The organism is Planctellipticum variicoloris, assembly GCF_030622045.1.
GTDB lineage: Bacteria > Planctomycetota > Planctomycetia > Planctomycetales > Planctomycetaceae > Planctellipticum > Planctellipticum variicoloris.
Window position 1 is genome coordinate 6,948,567 of record NZ_CP130886.1, and the last position, 15,885, is coordinate 6,964,451.

At 63.5% G+C, this 15,885-nt stretch carries 11 protein-coding genes; 2 read left to right on the plus strand and 9 right to left on the minus strand.

Annotated elements, in window-relative coordinates; all coding sequences use genetic code 11:
• Positions 1-321: 321 nt before the first annotated feature.
• From SH412_RS27190 to SH412_RS27200, 3 genes are all read right to left on the minus strand, one after another.
• Positions 322-1,344 (minus strand): DNA-methyltransferase, encoded by a 1,023-nt coding sequence (locus SH412_RS27190; protein ID WP_336521183.1) that lies wholly within the window; start codon positions 1,342-1,344, stop codon positions 322-324.
• 93 nt (positions 1,345-1,437) lie between these two features.
• Positions 1,438-3,258 (minus strand): gamma-glutamyltransferase, encoded by a 1,821-nt coding sequence (gene ggt, locus SH412_RS27195; RefSeq protein WP_336521184.1) that lies wholly within the window; start codon positions 3,256-3,258, stop codon positions 1,438-1,440.
• Positions 3,255-4,679 carry a bifunctional folylpolyglutamate synthase/dihydrofolate synthase gene (locus tag SH412_RS27200; RefSeq protein WP_336521185.1) on the minus strand — a complete coding sequence of 475 codons (1,425 nt, stop codon included), beginning with the start codon at positions 4,677-4,679 and terminating at the stop codon, positions 3,255-3,257. The genes ggt and SH412_RS27200 overlap by 4 nt, the downstream gene beginning before the upstream one ends.
• 286 nt (positions 4,680-4,965) lie before the next feature.
• On the opposite strand from SH412_RS27200, the gene SH412_RS27205 reads away from it, so the two are divergent.
• Positions 4,966-6,942 (plus strand): ATP-dependent DNA helicase, encoded by a 1,977-nt coding sequence (locus SH412_RS27205; protein WP_336521186.1) that lies wholly within the window; start codon positions 4,966-4,968, stop codon positions 6,940-6,942.
• 28 nt (positions 6,943-6,970) lie between these two features.
• Here the strand turns inward: SH412_RS27205 and SH412_RS27210 are convergent, their stop codons facing one another.
• The 4 genes from SH412_RS27210 to SH412_RS27225 are packed head-to-tail and all read right to left on the minus strand — an operon-like array spanning position 6,971 to position 12,687.
• Complete coding sequence (locus tag SH412_RS27210) at positions 6,971-8,332, minus strand: sulfatase family protein (RefSeq protein WP_336521187.1); 1,362 nt, start codon at positions 8,330-8,332, stop codon at positions 6,971-6,973.
• Between the two features lie 54 nt (positions 8,333-8,386).
• Positions 8,387-9,838 carry a sulfatase family protein gene (locus tag SH412_RS27215; RefSeq protein ID WP_336521188.1) on the minus strand — a complete coding sequence of 484 codons (1,452 nt, stop codon included), beginning with the start codon at positions 9,836-9,838 and terminating at the stop codon, positions 8,387-8,389.
• A 57-nt stretch (positions 9,839-9,895) separates the two neighbouring features.
• On the minus strand, positions 9,896-11,278 hold the full coding sequence (locus SH412_RS27220; protein ID WP_336521189.1) for a sulfatase-like hydrolase/transferase: 1,383 nt from the start codon (positions 11,276-11,278) through the stop codon (positions 9,896-9,898).
• Positions 11,279-11,286: 8 nt separating this feature from the next.
• Entirely contained in the window at positions 11,287-12,687 is a 1,401-nt protein-coding gene (locus tag SH412_RS27225) for a sulfatase-like hydrolase/transferase (RefSeq protein ID WP_419555832.1), read from the minus strand.
• Positions 12,688-13,532: 845 nt separating this feature from the next.
• Between SH412_RS27225 and SH412_RS27230 the strand changes: the two genes are divergently transcribed.
• Positions 13,533-14,201, plus strand: a complete 669-nt coding sequence (locus SH412_RS27230) for a GYF domain-containing protein (protein WP_336521190.1) — start codon at positions 13,533-13,535, stop codon at positions 14,199-14,201.
• A gap of 48 nt (positions 14,202-14,249) precedes the next feature.
• Here SH412_RS27230 and SH412_RS27235 read toward each other — a convergent pair whose 3' ends face one another.
• Positions 14,250-15,158 carry a hypothetical protein gene (locus tag SH412_RS27235; RefSeq protein WP_336521191.1) on the minus strand — a complete coding sequence of 303 codons (909 nt, stop codon included), beginning with the start codon at positions 15,156-15,158 and terminating at the stop codon, positions 14,250-14,252.
• 156 nt (positions 15,159-15,314) lie between these two features.
• Positions 15,315-15,863, minus strand: coding sequence for a VOC family protein (locus tag SH412_RS27240; protein ID WP_336521192.1), 549 nt, complete (start codon positions 15,861-15,863; stop codon positions 15,315-15,317).
• Positions 15,864-15,885: the final 22 nt, after the last annotated feature.

Sequence of the window (15,885 nt, forward strand, 5' to 3'; positions counted from 1 at the left end):
GAATGCCGAAGTCGGCGTAGTGCAGATGAAAGTCGTATCCCCGCCGAAGCATTTCGAGAACGTTACCGCGGAAATCGCTGTAGGTATACGTGTTCTCAAACGACCACGGGGTGATCTCCGCCCGAGACGACTGTTTATGCATGTACTCCAGATTGGCGGGACTCACCGGCGCGTCGATGGCCCGGAACGCGATCCACTGGTACTCGCTCATCAACTTGTTCCAGGCAACTGGTTCTGATACGTCCTCAACTTCAGGTTGCGTTGCTTACGCGGGACAGTTTGGGTCGTCCGAAGCAGTCTACGCAGCGTCCGAAGTCCGGACTATGTCTCCAACCCCGGCAACGCCTTCAGCCGCACGGTCGCTTTCTCCGCATCGGGTCGTTTCTTGACCAGCTTTCGTCGTGTCGGCACGTCCTCCACCCGCCTCCCCGCCTTCGTCGTCGGCGCGCTCATTGTTGGTTCCGCGCTCCCGTCCAGCGGGTCGCCCGGCGTAATCCCCGCCAGCCGTTCCAGGCCCAGCGTGATGTACTGCGGCGAGAGGTCGAAGCCGAGGTAGCGGCGGCCGAGTTTCTTGGCGACCGCCAGCGTCGTCGCGCTGCCGCTGAACGGGTCGAGGACCAGTTCTCCTTCGTGCGAGCAGGTGCGGATGATCCGGCCGAGGAGCTGTTCGGGCATCTGGCAGCCGTGGAAGCCGGCCCGTTCCTTGAACGTCCCCGCCACGCGCGGGAAGTACCACATGTCTTCCTGGGCCGTGAAGCAGTGGCTCAGGTCCTGCGGGCGGAGGACCCACGTGGCGGCGGTGCTGTCGGCGTGCTCCGACTGCGCCGGCGGGATGACCCAGGTGTCGTCGGGGAGCCGGCCGTTCGGGTTGGCCCGTCGGTCGCCGTAGACCAGGGCGCGGGCGGAGGGAACGCGGTTTTCGAGGGCGTCGGCCCGGAAGGTGAACTTCTCCTTGTCCTTGACGAAGTGGAACAGGTGGGCGTGCGAGCGGGTGAACTTGGTTTTGCAGTTCACGCCGAACGTGTAGTACCAGACGACCCAGCTCCGGCAGTGGAAGCCGACTTCGCGCTGGGCGATGACTTTCAGCTCGGCGGCGTATTCGTCGCCGATGGCCAGCCAGAATCCGCCGTCGGACTTGAGGACGCGGTGGACCTCGGCGATCCACTGCTTGCACCAGCCGAGGTACGTTTCGGGGTCTTTGCCGTCGTCGTAGATGTCGTAGTCGTAGCCGATATTGAACGGCGGATCGGCGAAGGCCAGGTCGACGGCGCCCGCGGGGAGTGAGCGGAGGGCGTCGAGGCAGTCGATGTTGTGGATGGCATTTTCGGCGAGGGGCAGCGACATGGGCGCGGCATCCGTGCGGGGGGAGAAGGCTGGAGACAAGAGACTGCAGAGTACAGTGTAGCGAGGCGGAGCGCCAGCGCCAGTGGAGCGGAATCACTCCCCCGCCGGCCGCCCACGCTTCCGGGGATCGCTTCCGCCAGTCAGGCCTTCGGGGGTGCGGGCTGCCGCCTGGCTCGCTGCCAGATTGCCGCGCAGCTTCACTGCATGTCCTCGCTCTTTCAGCCCCGCTTCGGCGGCCTTCAGCGCCGGCTCCAGCAGCAGTTCGTCCGGCATCCACTGGTGATGGAACCTGGGGCTGGCGACGGCGGCCGCCGGGGAGAGGTCGAAGCGGGTGCGGTTGAGGAGCACCTGCAGCGTGGCGGTGATGATGCGGGGGCCGCCGCTGGCGCCGGCGGCGAACTCGGCTTTGCCATCTTTGATGAGGATCGTGGGGGTCATGCTCGACAGGGGCCGCTTGCCGGGGGCGACGGCATTGGCGGCGCTTTGGACAAGGCCGAAGGCGTTGGGCTTGCCGGGATGGGCAGTGAAGTCGTCCATTTCGTTGTTGAGGACGATGCCGAACTTCGGTTCGACGAGCCACGAGCCATAGGCGGTGTTGATCGTCTCCGTGCAGGCGACGGCGTTCCCTGCGGCGTCGATGACAGAGAAGTGGGTCGTGCCGCCATCGTCGGCGGTCAGCGAACGACCGTACTCTTCGGGCGGCCCGGTTCGCTGGAGATCGATCCCGGCGGCCAGTCGCTCGGCTCGTTGCATGGAGAGGAGTTTCGCGACGGGAACGTCGACGAAGTCGGCATCGCCGAGCGATTCGGCCCGGTCTGCGAAGGCGTGCTTGAGGGCTTCGGTGACCAGGTGGACGTACTCCGGGCTGTTGTGGCCGAGTGATTCCAGCCGTTTCCCGGAGCGATTCTCCCACACAGCGAGAATCTGCAGTGACTCGATCAGGGCAATGCCGCCGCTGGAGGGAGGCGGCATTGTGACGAGATCAAAACCGTCCCACTGCGCCTGGAGCGGTTCGCGGATGGTTGGTTGCATCGTCTGCAGATCCTCGGCTGTCCAGACGCCGCCATCCTGGTTAACGGCCTCCAGCATCGCCTGCGCGATCGGTCCGTGGGTGAAGGATTGTGGCCCTTCGGCGGCGAGGCGTTCGAGGGCAGGCAACTGTGGCGAGCGGACGAGGTCGCCGGGTTGCAGCGGCTTTCCGTCGTTGAGATAGCGCTCTCGCAGCAATTTGAAGCGACTCGCAAGTTTGGCATTGCCGTCGATTCGTTTGAGGACGTTGCGTTGCGTGGAGATGTCGTACTCGTCGGCAGGGGCGCCGTCGCGGGCGAGTCGGATCGCCGGTCCCAGGACGGTCTTGAGGTCGAGAGTGCCGTATTTCTCCAGGGCCAGGGCGAGGCCGGGAACAAACAGGGGGATGCCGGCCGCCAGGCCGCCGAACTCGCTGGGATTGGGGCCGGGGTTTGCAGCGGCGGCTTTGTCGAACATATCGGCGGTGGAGCGGGAGGGGGCGCGTTCGCGGAAGTCGATGGCGACGGCCGTTTGAGTCTTGGCGTCCCAGATGACCATGAACCCGCCGCCGCCGAGGCCGGAGCTTTCCGGGCGGAGGACCGACAGGGCGAACGACGTTGCGACGGCGGCGTCGACGACGTTGCCGCCGCGCTGGAGCATCTCAAGGCCGGCGGCGCTAGCGAGGGGATGATCGGCGGCGACGACGGCTTTGCGGTAGGTGACGTCGTCCTGGGCGCGGGCGGGAGCTGACTGCAGCAGGGCAGCCAGACACAGTACGGCCAGGAGCAGGGGTGGCACGCCCAGAGGCTTTGCGATGGGCGTGTTGATCTCCCGGACCACGCCCTTCGAGGGCTCAGGGCGTGCCACCCGTTGACGATGCGCCATCCAATCAACGATCTGGGTCATACGGTCTCCACTTCATCCGATTGGCGCGGCTCTTCGACAGGTTCGATTTTGCCTGGACCAGCCGACGGTTGAGTCTGCCGGCACTCTTCCAGAATCAGGTCCCGCAGTTCGGCGACCAGGAAAAAAGAACCCGTGACGACGATCAGATCGTCGGGCTCCGCCAGCCGGCGGGCCAGTTTCCAGGCGGTCGGCGGATCGCCGGCGAGATGAGCCGGCCGGTCGCTCATGGCGGCCAGCAGCGAACGCAATTCGCCCGGCGGCACGCCCCGCGGGTTATCGACATACTGCGTGAAGATCACCGTGTCGAACGCCGGGATCACCAGGCGCAGGACGCCAGCGACGTCTTTGTCCTTCGTCGCGGCGAAGAGCAGAATCCGTCTGCGGGCCGGGAATTCGGATTCCACGGCCCGGACCAGCGCCTTGGCGGATTCCCAGTTGTGAGCCGCGTCGATCACGACTGTCGGCTGCCGACTGACGACTTCCACGCGGGCCGGCCAGCTCACTTTGGCCAGTCCTTCCCGCAAAGCTTCTTCGGAAATGTTCCAGCCCTGCCGGCGCAGCAGATCGATCGCTGCGACGGCGAGGGCCGCGTTAGTTGCCTGATGCTCGCCGACCAGCGGCACCGACAGTCCAGCGTGTGTCGATTCAGGCGTGCGAATATCGACGAAGGTGCCTGTCGTTGTCGTTTCGCGGCGGAGCAGTTCGACATCGTGCGGCAGCCACCAGACGGGGGCGTGATTCCGTTCGGCGGTTTCGCGGACGGCGTCGATGGCGTCGAGGTGCGAAACTCCGGTGATCACTGGCACGCCCGACTTGATGATGCCGGCTTTCTCGCGGGCGATCAGACGGACGGTGCTGCCGAGAATCTGCGTGTGGTCCCGGCTGACGTTGGTGATCACGGTGACTGCGGGGTTGCAGAGATTGGTGCAGTCGAGCCGGCCGCCCAGTCCGACTTCGAGGACCACCACGTCGCAGCGGGCGTCGTCGAAGGTCATCCAGGCCAGGGCCGTCGCGAGTTCGAAATAGGTCGGCTCCATCTGCCCCGGCAGGGCATCCATTTCCTCGACGATGGGTCGAATGCGGTTCACCAGTTCGACGAGCTGCTCGGGAGTCGGCTGGACGCCGTCGACCGTCATGCGCTCTTCGAAGGCGGTGATGTGGGGCGAGATATAGAGCCCGGTGCGCAGTCCCGCCGTGCTGAGGACCGAGGCGAGCATGGCGCAGGTGCTCCCCTTGCCCTTCGTCCCGGCGACATGGACCGCGGGAATCCGCTCGTGGGGCGAGCCAATCCGCTCCAGCAGCCGCCGCATGCGATCGAGCTTGAAGTCGGCCGTCGAATAGCTGTCGGTCGTCGCCCGCTCATAGTTGATGCGGCCGAACAGGAATTCGATCACCTGTTCGTAGGTTTCGAGGCGGGGCATACGGGGTTCGACAATTCCTGGCTGAAAAATTCGCGGCGGGTCCGGTCCCCTCTCCCGGAGTGAGCGGGGGCAGGAACTGCGAAAGTATATCCCGCTCCCGGTCCCCCCAGCGAGCGAGGCCAAGTCTCGACATATCGGAGTCGACGCATTTCTCCTCCCTCAACGATCGACGCTCAACCCTCAACGCGGCCACCCGTTTGACCGTTCACCTTCCGTGACGCACAATGGTCGCGCAGTCGGAGAAGTGTCCGGCTGCTACTCTGTTCGGACGGATCGGCGGCGCGCGGTGGCACAGTTGCAGGTGGAGGATGTTCTCGGCCAGGAGGGGCGAGTCGCCCAGCGGCTCAAGAACTACGAGAGCCGGCCGCAGCAGATCCAAATGGCCGACGCGGTCGAACAGGCGATCGCCGAGGGAAAACACCTCGTCGTCGAGGCGGGAACTGGCACCGGCAAAAGCTTTGCGTACCTGGTACCGGCGATTCTCGCGGCGACGGCCTCCCAGGGGGACGGCGGCCCCCGCAAGCGAATCGTGATCTCCACTCACACGATCAGTCTGCAGGAACAGCTCATCAGCCGGGACATCCCGTTCCTGAACTCGGTCCTGCCGGTCGAATTCTCCGCGGTGCTGGTCAAGGGGCGCTCGAACTACATCAGCCTCCGCCGGATGAAGGGGGCGATCGAGCGGGCCAGCAATCTGTTCGCCCGCCCGGAAGAGATCGAGCAGTTGCAGGGGATCGTCGAATGGACCCGGAAGACGGGGGACGGCAGCCTGTCGGACATCCCGTTCCGGCCGACGCCCCAGCTCTGGGACGAAGTCCAGAGCGAACACGGCAACTGCCTGGGCAAAAAGTGCCCGACGTACAATGAGTGCTTTTACTACCGCGCCCGTCGGCGGGTCTGGAATGCCGATCTGCTGGTCGTGAACCACGCACTCTTCTTCTCCGACCTAGCGCTGCGACGGGAAGGGGCTTCGGTGCTGCCGGACTACGACGTGGTGATTCTCGACGAAGCCCACACGGTGGAGCAGGTGGCGGGGGATCACCTCGGGTTGACGGTTTCCAGCGGGCAGGTCGAGTACCTGATGGGCCGGCTCTACAACGACCGGTCGCAGAAGGGTCTGCTGATGCGACCGGACGGTCAAGAGGCTCAGCGGGCCGCGTCCGAGGCCCGGTTTGAAGCCCGCGAGCTCTTCGACGAGCTGCGCGAGTGGCAGCGCGAACGGGGACTGCAGAACGGCCGCGTCCGCAAGGCGCCCGAGATTCGCAACAACTTGAGCCCGCTCCTCAAGACGCTGGCGGTGCAGATCAGCGCCATTGCGCAGCGGATCCCCGCCGAGGAGGACCGCGTCGAGTTCGTTTCCGCCGCCGACCGCTGCATGAATCTTGCCGACAGCCTCAACGCGTGGCTGCAACAGTCGCAAGAAGGCTGCGTCTACTGGATGGAATCGAGCGGCCCGCAGCAGCAGCGGATGAAGCTGGTCTGCGCCCCGGTCGACGTGGGCCCCGTCCTTCGCGACGAGCTGTTCAATAAGGTCAGTACCGTCGTCCTGACCAGCGCCACGCTGGCGGTGGGGAAGCAGAGTTTCGACTTCGTGCGCCAGCGACTGGGGCTGACGAAGGCCAATGAGCTGATGCTCGGCAGCCCGTTCAACTACCGCGAGCAAATGAAGCTGTATCTGCCGGAGGGTATGCCCGATCCGACCGAGGCGCCGCAGGCGTACGAGTCGTCGGTCTGCGACTGTATTGAGCGTTACGTCGACATGACCCACGGGCGGGCGTTTGTCCTCTTCACCAGTTACAAGATGCTGCAGAACTGCGTCCGACGGCTGACGCCGTGGCTGACGAGCCGCAACTACGGCCTGTATACGCAGGGAAACGACATGCCCCGCACGCAGATGCTGGAGAAATTCCGCAACGACCCGGCGGGGGTGTTGTTCGGGACCGACAGCTTCTGGCAGGGGGTCGACGTGCCGGGGGACGCCCTGCAGAACGTGATCATCACCAAGCTCCCCTTCAGCGTCCCCGACCATCCGCTGCTGGAAGCCCGCGTGGAAGCAATTCGCGCGCGGGGGGGTAACCCCTTCGTCGACTACCAGCTCCCGGAAGCGGTGATCAAGCTCAAGCAGGGCTTCGGCCGGCTGATCCGGACGAAGACCGACACGGGGATGGTGGCGATCCTCGATCCGCGAATTAAGACCAAGCCCTACGGCCGGACGTTTCTGGAGAGTCTGCCGCAGTGTGAAGTCATCCGCGACGGGCGGTGATCGTCGTCATCGCCCGGGAACATGTCGTTCAGTCGAGCTGTGGAGGTCCGGGGACCACGCCCGCTTGATGCGCCGTCACTGCGTTTTGAATCGCGCTGAGAACGTCCGGATGATCGGCCGCCACGTTGCGCTTCTCCGACGGATCACGGCCGAGATGGAACAGCAGGGGCGCCTCGAAAGCTTCTGGTTTCGGCTGCCCATAGCCGGTCTGTGTCTTGAAGTGGGCTTTCCACGGCCCGAGCCGACAGGCGAAAAGCTGGTCGCCGCGATAGTAGAAGAACGGTCGATCCGGCGGCGACTGATTCTGAAAGAGGAGCGGCGCCAGGTCGATTCCGTCGAGCGTGACGTCGGAGGGGAGGGGGGCGCCCGCGAGGGCCAGCGCGGTCGGCAGCAGGTCCATCGCGTGAGCCAGCTCGGTTGTGACGCCGGGCGAAATGCGGCCGGGCATCCAGGCGATACCGGGGACGCGCATGCCTCCTTCCCAGGTGCTTCCTTTGCCGTCGCGAAGGAGCCCCGCGCTCCCGCCCTGGTCGCCCATGATCAGCCAGGGGCCATTGTCGCTGGTGAAGAAGACCAGCGTGTTCTCCGCCAGACCTTCGGAGCGGAGGGTCTCCAGGACCTGGCCGACGCTCCAGTCGAGCTCCTCGACGGCGTCGCCATAGATCCCGGCCCGGCTCCGACCGGAGAACTCGGGTGAGGCGAACAATGGGACGTGGGGGAAGGTGTGCGCGAAGTACAGAAAGAACGGCGAAGTCTTCTGTTCGCGAATGAACGCGACGGCCTCTTCCGTGTAGCGCTTCGTCAGCGTGGTCTGGTCGGTCGGCTGCTCGATGATCTTGCCGTTGCGGATGAGCGGCACGTTCCAGCCGTCGCGGGGTGGGTTGGGGGAACCGGTAGAGCCTTTGGGCAAGCCGGGGCGGGCGTCCATGTCGTTGGAGTAGGGGAGGCCGAGACTCTGATCGAAGCCCTGATCGAGCGGGCGGGAGCCTGCGTGAATGCCGAGGTGCCACTTGCCGACATGAGCGGTCTTGTAGCCCCGGACGCGGAGGGCGTCGGCGATCGTGACTTCGCCGACGGGAAGCCCACCTTTCGAATTCGGAAACAACACTCGCCGCACGCCGCACATGCCGCTGCGGATGGGGTAGCGCCCCGTCAGCAGGGCGGCCCGGCTGGGGGTGCAGACTTCCGCTGCAACGTAGAAGTCAGTGAACCGCAGCCCTTCCGCCGCCATGCGGTCGAGGTGGGGCGTGCGGATCGTCGGTGAGCCGTAGCAGCCGAGATCTCCATAGCCGAGGTCGTCGGCGAAGATGACGACGACGTTGGGCCGCCCGGCGGCCTGGGAACTGGTGGCGAAGATGCTCAGAACCAGGGCGAAGAACAGGGAACGCATGAGGGGGATCCCGGAAGTGGTTGAGTGAACGATGGCGAGCCACGAAGACTCATACTACGGCCTGGCGGCCGCTTTCTTCTTCGCCTTCGTGGCGCGCGGGTTGGGGCGGTACTCGACGCGCTTCTGCCATTCGGCCAGGTACGGTGCATAGCTGGGGTGCTCGGTCCACTGGATTGGTTTCGGATCGGGAGGGGAGACCTTTCCCTCGGGATAGTCCGTCCCGGCAAAACTGTCGTCGACCGACTTGTTCCAATCGAGCAATTGCTGCTTCATACTCGCAGCAATGGCGGGCTGTTCGGAACTGATGTCGCGCGATTCGGCAGGATCGGCTTCGAGATCGTACAACTGAAAGTCCCCTTTCTGCGGAGCGTTGCTCAACAGTTTGTAGCGATTGTCGACGAGGGCCAGCCGGCCCTGAAAGCGAAACGGCAGCGGCTTCTCGCGGCGGGGGAGTTCGGCGGTCAGCAGCGGCTTCAGGCTGACGCCGTCGACGGGTTGCGTGAGTGTGTCCGCCGGCAGTCCGAGGATGTCGGCCACGGTGGGAAAGAGATCCGTCACGCAGGCGGGGTACTCGGTGATCCGCGGCGACTGGATCACGGCGGGCCACTCGAATATCCCAGGGACGCGGAGGCCTCCTTCGAAGACGGAGCCCTTGTTGCCGCGCAGTCCGCCGACGGTTTCGGGAGTGATGTTCGGAAGTCCGCCGTTGTCGCTGCAGAAGACGAGGAGGGTGTTGTCGGCGATTCCCAGCTCGCGCAGGCGACGGCGGAGCGTGCCGATGCTGCGGTCCATCGCGACGAGCTCGCCATAGTGATTCGCGGAGGCATCGTTAAGTTCTGCGAAGGGGGCGCGATCTTCCGGCAGCGCGCGGAACGGGCTGTGGGGCGAGCCGTACCAGATGACGGCGAACATCGGTTTGTCGCCGGCGCGGTGCTGGTCGAGGAACGTGAGCGCTTCATTCACCGCAATTTCCGAAGAGTCGCCGGCGAACTCTTCAATCTTTCCCTGGCGGGACATGAGGGGGTTGAGGTCGAAGAAATTGGTCACCGAGGTCCACCGGTCGAAGCCGAAGTGACCGGGGTGGCGCGAATCGGATTCCAGGATCGGCGCGCCGGGGCCCATGTAGCCGTTGAGGTGCCATTTGCCGAAGTGACCGGTCACATAGCCCGCTGTCTGCAACGCCCGCGAGATCGTTTTCTCCTGCAGCCGCAAGGCATAGCCGTGACTGAGGACGCCGCAGCGATCATGAGTCCGTCCGGTGAGGACGCTCGCCCGCGTCGGCGAGCAGACCGGTCCGCCGGCGTAGAAACGTTCAAAGCGCAGCCCGGCGGCGGCCATCGCGTCGAGGTTCGGCGTCTTGAGGACCGGATGATGGCGGTACCCGGTTTCGCCCCAGCCCATGTCGTCCGCCATCACGAAGATGATATTGGGGCGGGGGGTATCCGCAGCGCTCCCGGGGACCGCGAACAGTGAGCACAGAGTCACAATGACGAGCGGGAAGCGCATGGAGTTACCTCAATTGTGTCTGGATCGGCGAGGCGAGCCGCGAAGACTCGACTTGTCCTACTTGCTCTTGTCGACGGCCTTTTTCTTCTTGCCCTTTGCCTTTGGAGTCCCGCCATTCTGCTTCATCGAAGCTTCGAAGTCACGATCGAGCTGCTCGGGACGCGCGTTGGCGAAGCGATCGAGGACGCTCTGCAGTTTCCTGGCTCCTTCGATCGCCGGGCCGGCGAGCTGCGCGACGGCGAGCGGCGACTTTTCGTCCGGGTCGGCGGTCAGGTCGAAGAATCGTCCGTCGCGATACAGTTTGTGTTCGCGATCGAAGGCGAATTCGCGGACCGTCAGATCCAGTTGCTGGCGGGGCGAGTACCAGCAGTAGAGCCACCCGCGCGGCCGACCGGCCTCGCCGCGAAGCTGCGGCAGAAAGCTGACGCCATCCGTCGTCGCGGGCGCCGGCACTCCAGCCGCTTCGCAGAGCGTGGGAAACAGATCGACGCTGCTGACGAGATCGTGATTCACGCGTCCCCGCGTCATCACAGCGGGCCAGCTCGCGATCAGCGGGACGTGCGTGCCGCGGCGTGTCGTCGTCCCTTTCCCGCCGCGATAGTCGCGTCCCTGAAGGCGGCTGGTCACGTTCCCCTGGGTGCCGTTGTCCCCCAGGAACACCAGCAGCGTGTTGTCGCGGATGCCCAGTTCGGCCAGTTTCGCATCCACCCGGCCGACCAGCTTGTCCATGTACGCGGTCATTTCGGCGAAGTGCCGGACGTCTCGATTCACGTTCTCCCCGAGAGCCGCCGGATCCCAGTCGGGACTGTCCGGCGTCGGCTGGAACGGGGCATGCGTGAGGATCATCGGATAGTAGAGAAAGAACGGTTCCCCTTTATGCCGGGCGATGAATTCGAGGGCGAAGTCGTTGACGAGCGTCGGGCCGTACTCGCCGTTCTGGAAGTCCCGCGCGACCCCATTGTATTCGAGGCCGGGATTGGCATAGCGCGGCGGGCGACGGGTCTGCTGCCAGAGGCACGATTCGTCGAAGCCGAAATGCTGAGGCGAATCGGCCTCGTGTCCGAGCTGCCATTTGCCGCAGATGCCGGTCGCGTAGCCCGCTTCCTTGAGCCGCTGTCCGAACGTCGTCTCGCTGCGCGGCAGCGTGCCGAAGTTCAGATAGTTCCGCACGTTGTAAAGGCCGGTCATAAGCTGCACGCGGGTCGGCGTGCAGAGAGGCTGAACGTGACAGTGCTCGAAGCGCATTCCCGCCGCAGCGAGCCGGTCGAGGTGCGGCGTCTGGTACGACTGCCCGCCGTTGGCTGTCACGCATTCGTAGCCGAAGTCGTCGGCCATGATCAGCACGATGTTCGGCGACTTGCCGTCGGCGGCGACGGAAGGACGATCGACTGCGATCAGACTGTTTGTCAGGCCGAGCAGCAGGCACGCGAGTCGATTCATGGTCTGTCTCACTTTGAGCGGGAGGCGAAGGCAGCTTGCAGATCCAGCGCGTCGCCCAGGTCCTTCTGCAGCGCCACGAGCCTCTCAAAGAGTCGTTCTCTGTGTTCGCGGTGCCGGGGCATGGCGGCCAGGTCGTGCTGCTCCAGTGGATCCTCGGCGAGATGGTAGAGTCGCAGCACGCCGGCCTGCGGGTAGGCGATCAGCTTCCAGCCGTCGTGCGTGATCGACCGCTGCAGGTCCAGGTACGCGCCATAGGTCGATTCGTAGGCGGACGATTTCCGTTCGTCCCGCAACAGCGGCAGCAGACTATGAAAGAAGACGTGGTCCGGCTTGTCGGCGCCGGCCAGCTCCAGCGAGGTGGCCATCGCATCCTGCAGATAAATCGCGTCATCCCGCCGCTTGTCTGGCGTGACGCCGGGGCCGACGACCAGGAACGGCACCCGCGTGCTGTGCTCATACATATTCTGCTTGCCGAACAGGCCGTGGTGCCCGACCGCCAGACCGTGATCGGCGGTGAAGAAGATCCACGTGTTGTCGGCCTCCCCGGACGCCTTCAGCGCATCGAGAATCCGGCCGATCTGGGCGTCCATGTGCGTGATCAGCGCGTAGTACTCCTGCCGATGCACCTTCACGGCCTGATCGGTCCGGGGCATGGGGGCCAGGTTCTCATCGCGGAGCGAGTGCGGGCAGCCGATGGCGTCCTTGTACGGATACTCCGGCAGGAAATTCTGCGGCACTTTGATGCGATCGAGGGGATACCTGTCGACGTATTCCTTCGGCGACTGTCGGGGGTCGTGCGGCGCGTTGAAGGCGATATACATGAAGAACGGCTGTGAATGCCGCTTCGCGTCGTCGAGATAGCTCACTGCGTCGTCGGCGACAACTTCGCTCCAGTGCTTGCCCCCCGCCCAGAAGCCGCCGAGCGAGGTGTCGAACGGACTCCAGGGGTCAGGCTCGCCGGCGAGCGGTCGGTTGTAGGCCTGCGGCACGGTCGCGGGCATGCCGGCCCGGACGTGGCGGGCAACGTCAAAGCACTTCGTTGCATCGGTCTGAATATGCCACTTGCCGGTGAAGTACGTGCGGTAGCCGGCCTTGTTCATCAGTTGCGGCCAGAGCACCCCCGCCTGGCGCTCCTTGTCCGTGGTCTTGTAGACGGCGTTGGCGTCCCAAATGCTCCGCCCGGTGATCAGCATCGTCCGGCTGGCCACGCAGACGGCGCCGCTCCAGGAGCCCATGTTGTGAGCCTGCGTAAACGAAGTCCCGCTCCGGACGAGACGGTCGAGATTCGGCGTGTCGATATCGGTCAGGCCGAACTCGCGGATGGTCTCGTAGCACTGATCGTCAGCGAAGAGGAACAGGATGTTCGGCCGGGGCGACTCGGCGGCGCTGATCGCCTGCGGTGCGATCAACACGTGCAAGAGAAACAGAAGATGTCCCGCAGAGATGTGGCGAGGAGCGCAGAGGCTACTGAAATGACTGAACATCTCACGCAGCGGCGCGACGGCGTAATCAGGAAAAGGCCACTTGGGAATGTCAGAATCAATGAGGTCCGTAGAGACTGGTGCTGCCGGTGGCATCTGCAGGCCTTTCGGGCTGTGCCGCGGTCGATCGGAAAGGTCGATCCAAACTGGCGGATCGACGCTCCCGCCGCAAGCGAGAAGCCGGCGCAGACTTCGGACCTGCGCCATCGGGGGCGAGGGGAGGAAGCCGCTCACAATCCGGACGCAACCGCAGCAGACGGTGCCGCTTGCAAACCGAATCGCACCGTGTGCCGCCAGCACCCGTCGCAGATGGAGAGAGTTGAACCGTCGCTCAACGCGTTTGGTGATTCGACGGGGCCGCGGGGGAGACAAAACGCGGCAGACACCCGCTCTCAAAAAGCACGAAGGGCCGCGAAATCATTGAAATTTCGCGGCCCTTCGCAGTACCCCCAAGGGGGGACGAACTGGTCGACGTAAGTGCTGATTCTGTCAGGGAATCGGCGTTTCCGGGGACTGGAGACGGTGCAAAATCCGGTGCAGCAGAGTCATGTCCCGAGCTGCACCGCATCGCAGCCGCTTGGCCGCTGCTGCCGGCTGAAGTCCGCACGCTGATTCTGCGGATGGTTGATGAGATCGTATCGGATGGATCGGTTGTGCCTGCCGAGCAACAGCCAATCACCTCCGATCTTTCGTCGACGTGAGACTGAACGCTTGCTTGACGTGCTGTCTGGTCTCAAACTCCCTCAGAACATCGTGAGAGGGGAGGGCGACCGATGGCGAACGAATGGCAGGTGAAAATCGGCAACCGCATACACGGGCCGTTCACGGATGAGCAATTGCATCAGCTCGTCAGATCCGGTCGTGTGGATGTAGACACGCCGATTCGACCGGCTGCGAACAAGGTCTGGAAACGGGCCGGGGAAACCGAAGGGCTGTTTGGGGCCGTCGATCCGTCCGCGGCTGAGCATGCCGCAGCAGTCGAAGAGATCGTCGACGAAGTGTTGCTCGGAACTCAGCCCAAGCAGTCGACAGTGAGACAAGGGCAGAGCCAAGGAACCGCACTGGCCACGACCGCCGCTGCGGGGACGAAAGCCTGCCCTTTCTGTGCGGAGTTGATCCAATCGGCTGCCATCAAGTGCAAGCACTGCGGCGAATTCCTGGATGGCCGCAAGTCAGCCGTCACTCATCGCCCCGAACCCGTTCGCGTTGTTCAAATCGCACCGCCAGCACCTGCGTGGAGCCCCGGTGCAGCCGCAGTGCTGTCATTCCTGTTTCCCGGCCTCGGGCAAATGTACAAGGGCCAGATCGGCATGGGATTGCTGTTGCTGGTCATTACGGTGATTGGCTACATGGCTCTGATTCTGCCCGGCTTGGCCATCCACATCTTCACGATTTTTGATGCCTACTCCGGCAATCCGCATTCAGGATCGGCACGCCGATAGACGGGCAGCATTGCTGCCGCCCACAAGGCTTCGCCGAAAGCGGCTCAGTCAGTTGGCCAATTTTGCCTTGGACTTCGTGCCTGAACGCGGTTTCGATACCGGTGATGCTTTGGACTTTTCGGGCTTGGCTTCGACGACCGGGGGTTTTGGAGCAAATCGCTCGACTTCCTCCAAGTCCACACGTTCCAGAACGAAAATGGTCCGCGTCCCGCCGATTTTCTTCGTTCCGGTTACTTCGAAAACTTCTTCGGGCTCGATGCGTTTCCCATCGACCAATCCCTTTGTTGCCAATCCTCTGATCCAAACGGTTTGCCCTGGACCGGATATCTCAGCTCGCCCGAGCGTCGGAATACCTCCTCGGACTTTTTGCTGCAGCAAGGCGTCTTCGTAGCTCCCCACCTGAATCCCCAGGTTGACCGGAGCTGGCGGTAGCCGAGCATGGCCCGTTCGAACCATCAGGTTCTCTCCGTCGACAATTTGAACAATTTCGCATACCCAGCCGTCCAGCGTTCCAAACTGACCAACTTCCAGTTCCGAGAACTCAGAGATCGGACCGAACGCCGATTGTTGCCAGTCCTGCAATTGTTCCGTCGATTCTTTCCGACCTGCCTTCAGCTCTTGGATTTCAGCTTCGAGCTGAGCCAATGCTTCCCGTTTCTCTTCCAGAGAGAAAAAAGTTCGTTTGAGTTCGTTTTCCGAGATCTTCCATTTCCGCTTGTCGGCAAGCTCGGTTGTCACTGCCTTAAGGCGTTCATCCTGTCGGGCAATCTCATCCTGGAGAAAGCTTTCGACGGTGGCCTTCGACTCGGCATTCCACTTCAGAAAGCGGCCAATCTGCTCGGGAGGCGATGCCTTTTCCGGTGCGTCCTGTGCTCTCAGATTTGCCACGGCAATCACGCCGAAAAATCCCACCGAGCAGAGCACCAAGAGCCCGAAACGCTTGCCGCATTGAATCATGGCCGTCAGTCCTGTCATCGAGTCAAAGTCACGCATACCGCAGCAAACGATTATTGTGATCGTCCGTCCCCAAATGGAAGCAGTTTTTCGGCTGAGATATGTGTATCGAGCCATCCGAGCATCTCAGAGCATCGGGCAGCGTGCTTCAGAAGTCAGTCAGTCAGCCGCCGACTCATCATTTGCCTGGCTGGAATCGGTCGGTCCTGATTTGGCTTCTTTCAGCAGGTCATGCAGGTCCAGACGCCGAGTGAACATCGCCAGTTCGCCGTTTGGCGTCCGCGGCCAAGTCTCAGCCGGTCGATCCCAGTACAGCTCAATACCATTGCCGTCTGGATCACGCAGATAAATCGCCTCACTGACGCCGTGATCGCTTGCCCCTTCCAGAGGGATGTTGGCCGTAATCAGTCGCTGCAATGCGTCGGCCAGAGCCGCCCGAGTCGGGTAAACGATGGCGACGTGATACAGGCCGGTCGTTCCCGGTGGTGGTGGCGAACCTCCCAGGCTTTCCCAGGTATTCAGCCCGATGTGATGGTGATAGCCGCCCGCCGAAACGAATGCGGCCTGCGTCCCGTACCGTTGCGTAAGCTGGAATCCCAGGATACCGGAGTAAAACGTTAATGACCGTTCCAGGTCAGCCACCTTCAAATGAACGTGACCGATGCGAACCTGTGGATCAATCGGACGGACGTTCTGGTCAGCGGTCATCGTGTCCCAGTCCTGGAAAGGC

Excerpts from the sequence above, each read along its gene's own strand:
- SH412_RS27190 (WP_336521183.1), bottom strand. The coding sequence starts at position 1,344 with ATGTCGCTGCCCCTCGCCGAAAATGCCATCCACAACATCGACTGCCTC.
- ggt (WP_336521184.1), bottom strand. The coding sequence starts at position 3,258 with ATGACCCAGATCGTTGATTGGATGGCGCATCGTCAACGGGTGGCACGC.
- SH412_RS27200 (WP_336521185.1), bottom strand. The coding sequence starts at position 4,679 with ATGCCCCGCCTCGAAACCTACGAACAGGTGATCGAATTCCTGTTCGGC.
- SH412_RS27210 (WP_336521187.1), bottom strand. The coding sequence starts at position 8,332 with ATGCGTTCCCTGTTCTTCGCCCTGGTTCTGAGCATCTTCGCCACCAGT.
- SH412_RS27215 (WP_336521188.1), bottom strand. The coding sequence starts at position 9,838 with ATGCGCTTCCCGCTCGTCATTGTGACTCTGTGCTCACTGTTCGCGGTC.
- SH412_RS27220 (WP_336521189.1), bottom strand. The coding sequence starts at position 11,278 with ATGAATCGACTCGCGTGCCTGCTGCTCGGCCTGACAAACAGTCTGATC.
- SH412_RS27230 (WP_336521190.1), top strand. The coding sequence starts at position 13,533 with ATGGCGAACGAATGGCAGGTGAAAATCGGCAACCGCATACACGGGCCG.
- SH412_RS27235 (WP_336521191.1), bottom strand. The coding sequence starts at position 15,158 with ATGATTCAATGCGGCAAGCGTTTCGGGCTCTTGGTGCTCTGCTCGGTG.
- SH412_RS27240 (WP_336521192.1), bottom strand. The coding sequence starts at position 15,863 with ATGACCGCTGACCAGAACGTCCGTCCGATTGATCCACAGGTTCGCATC.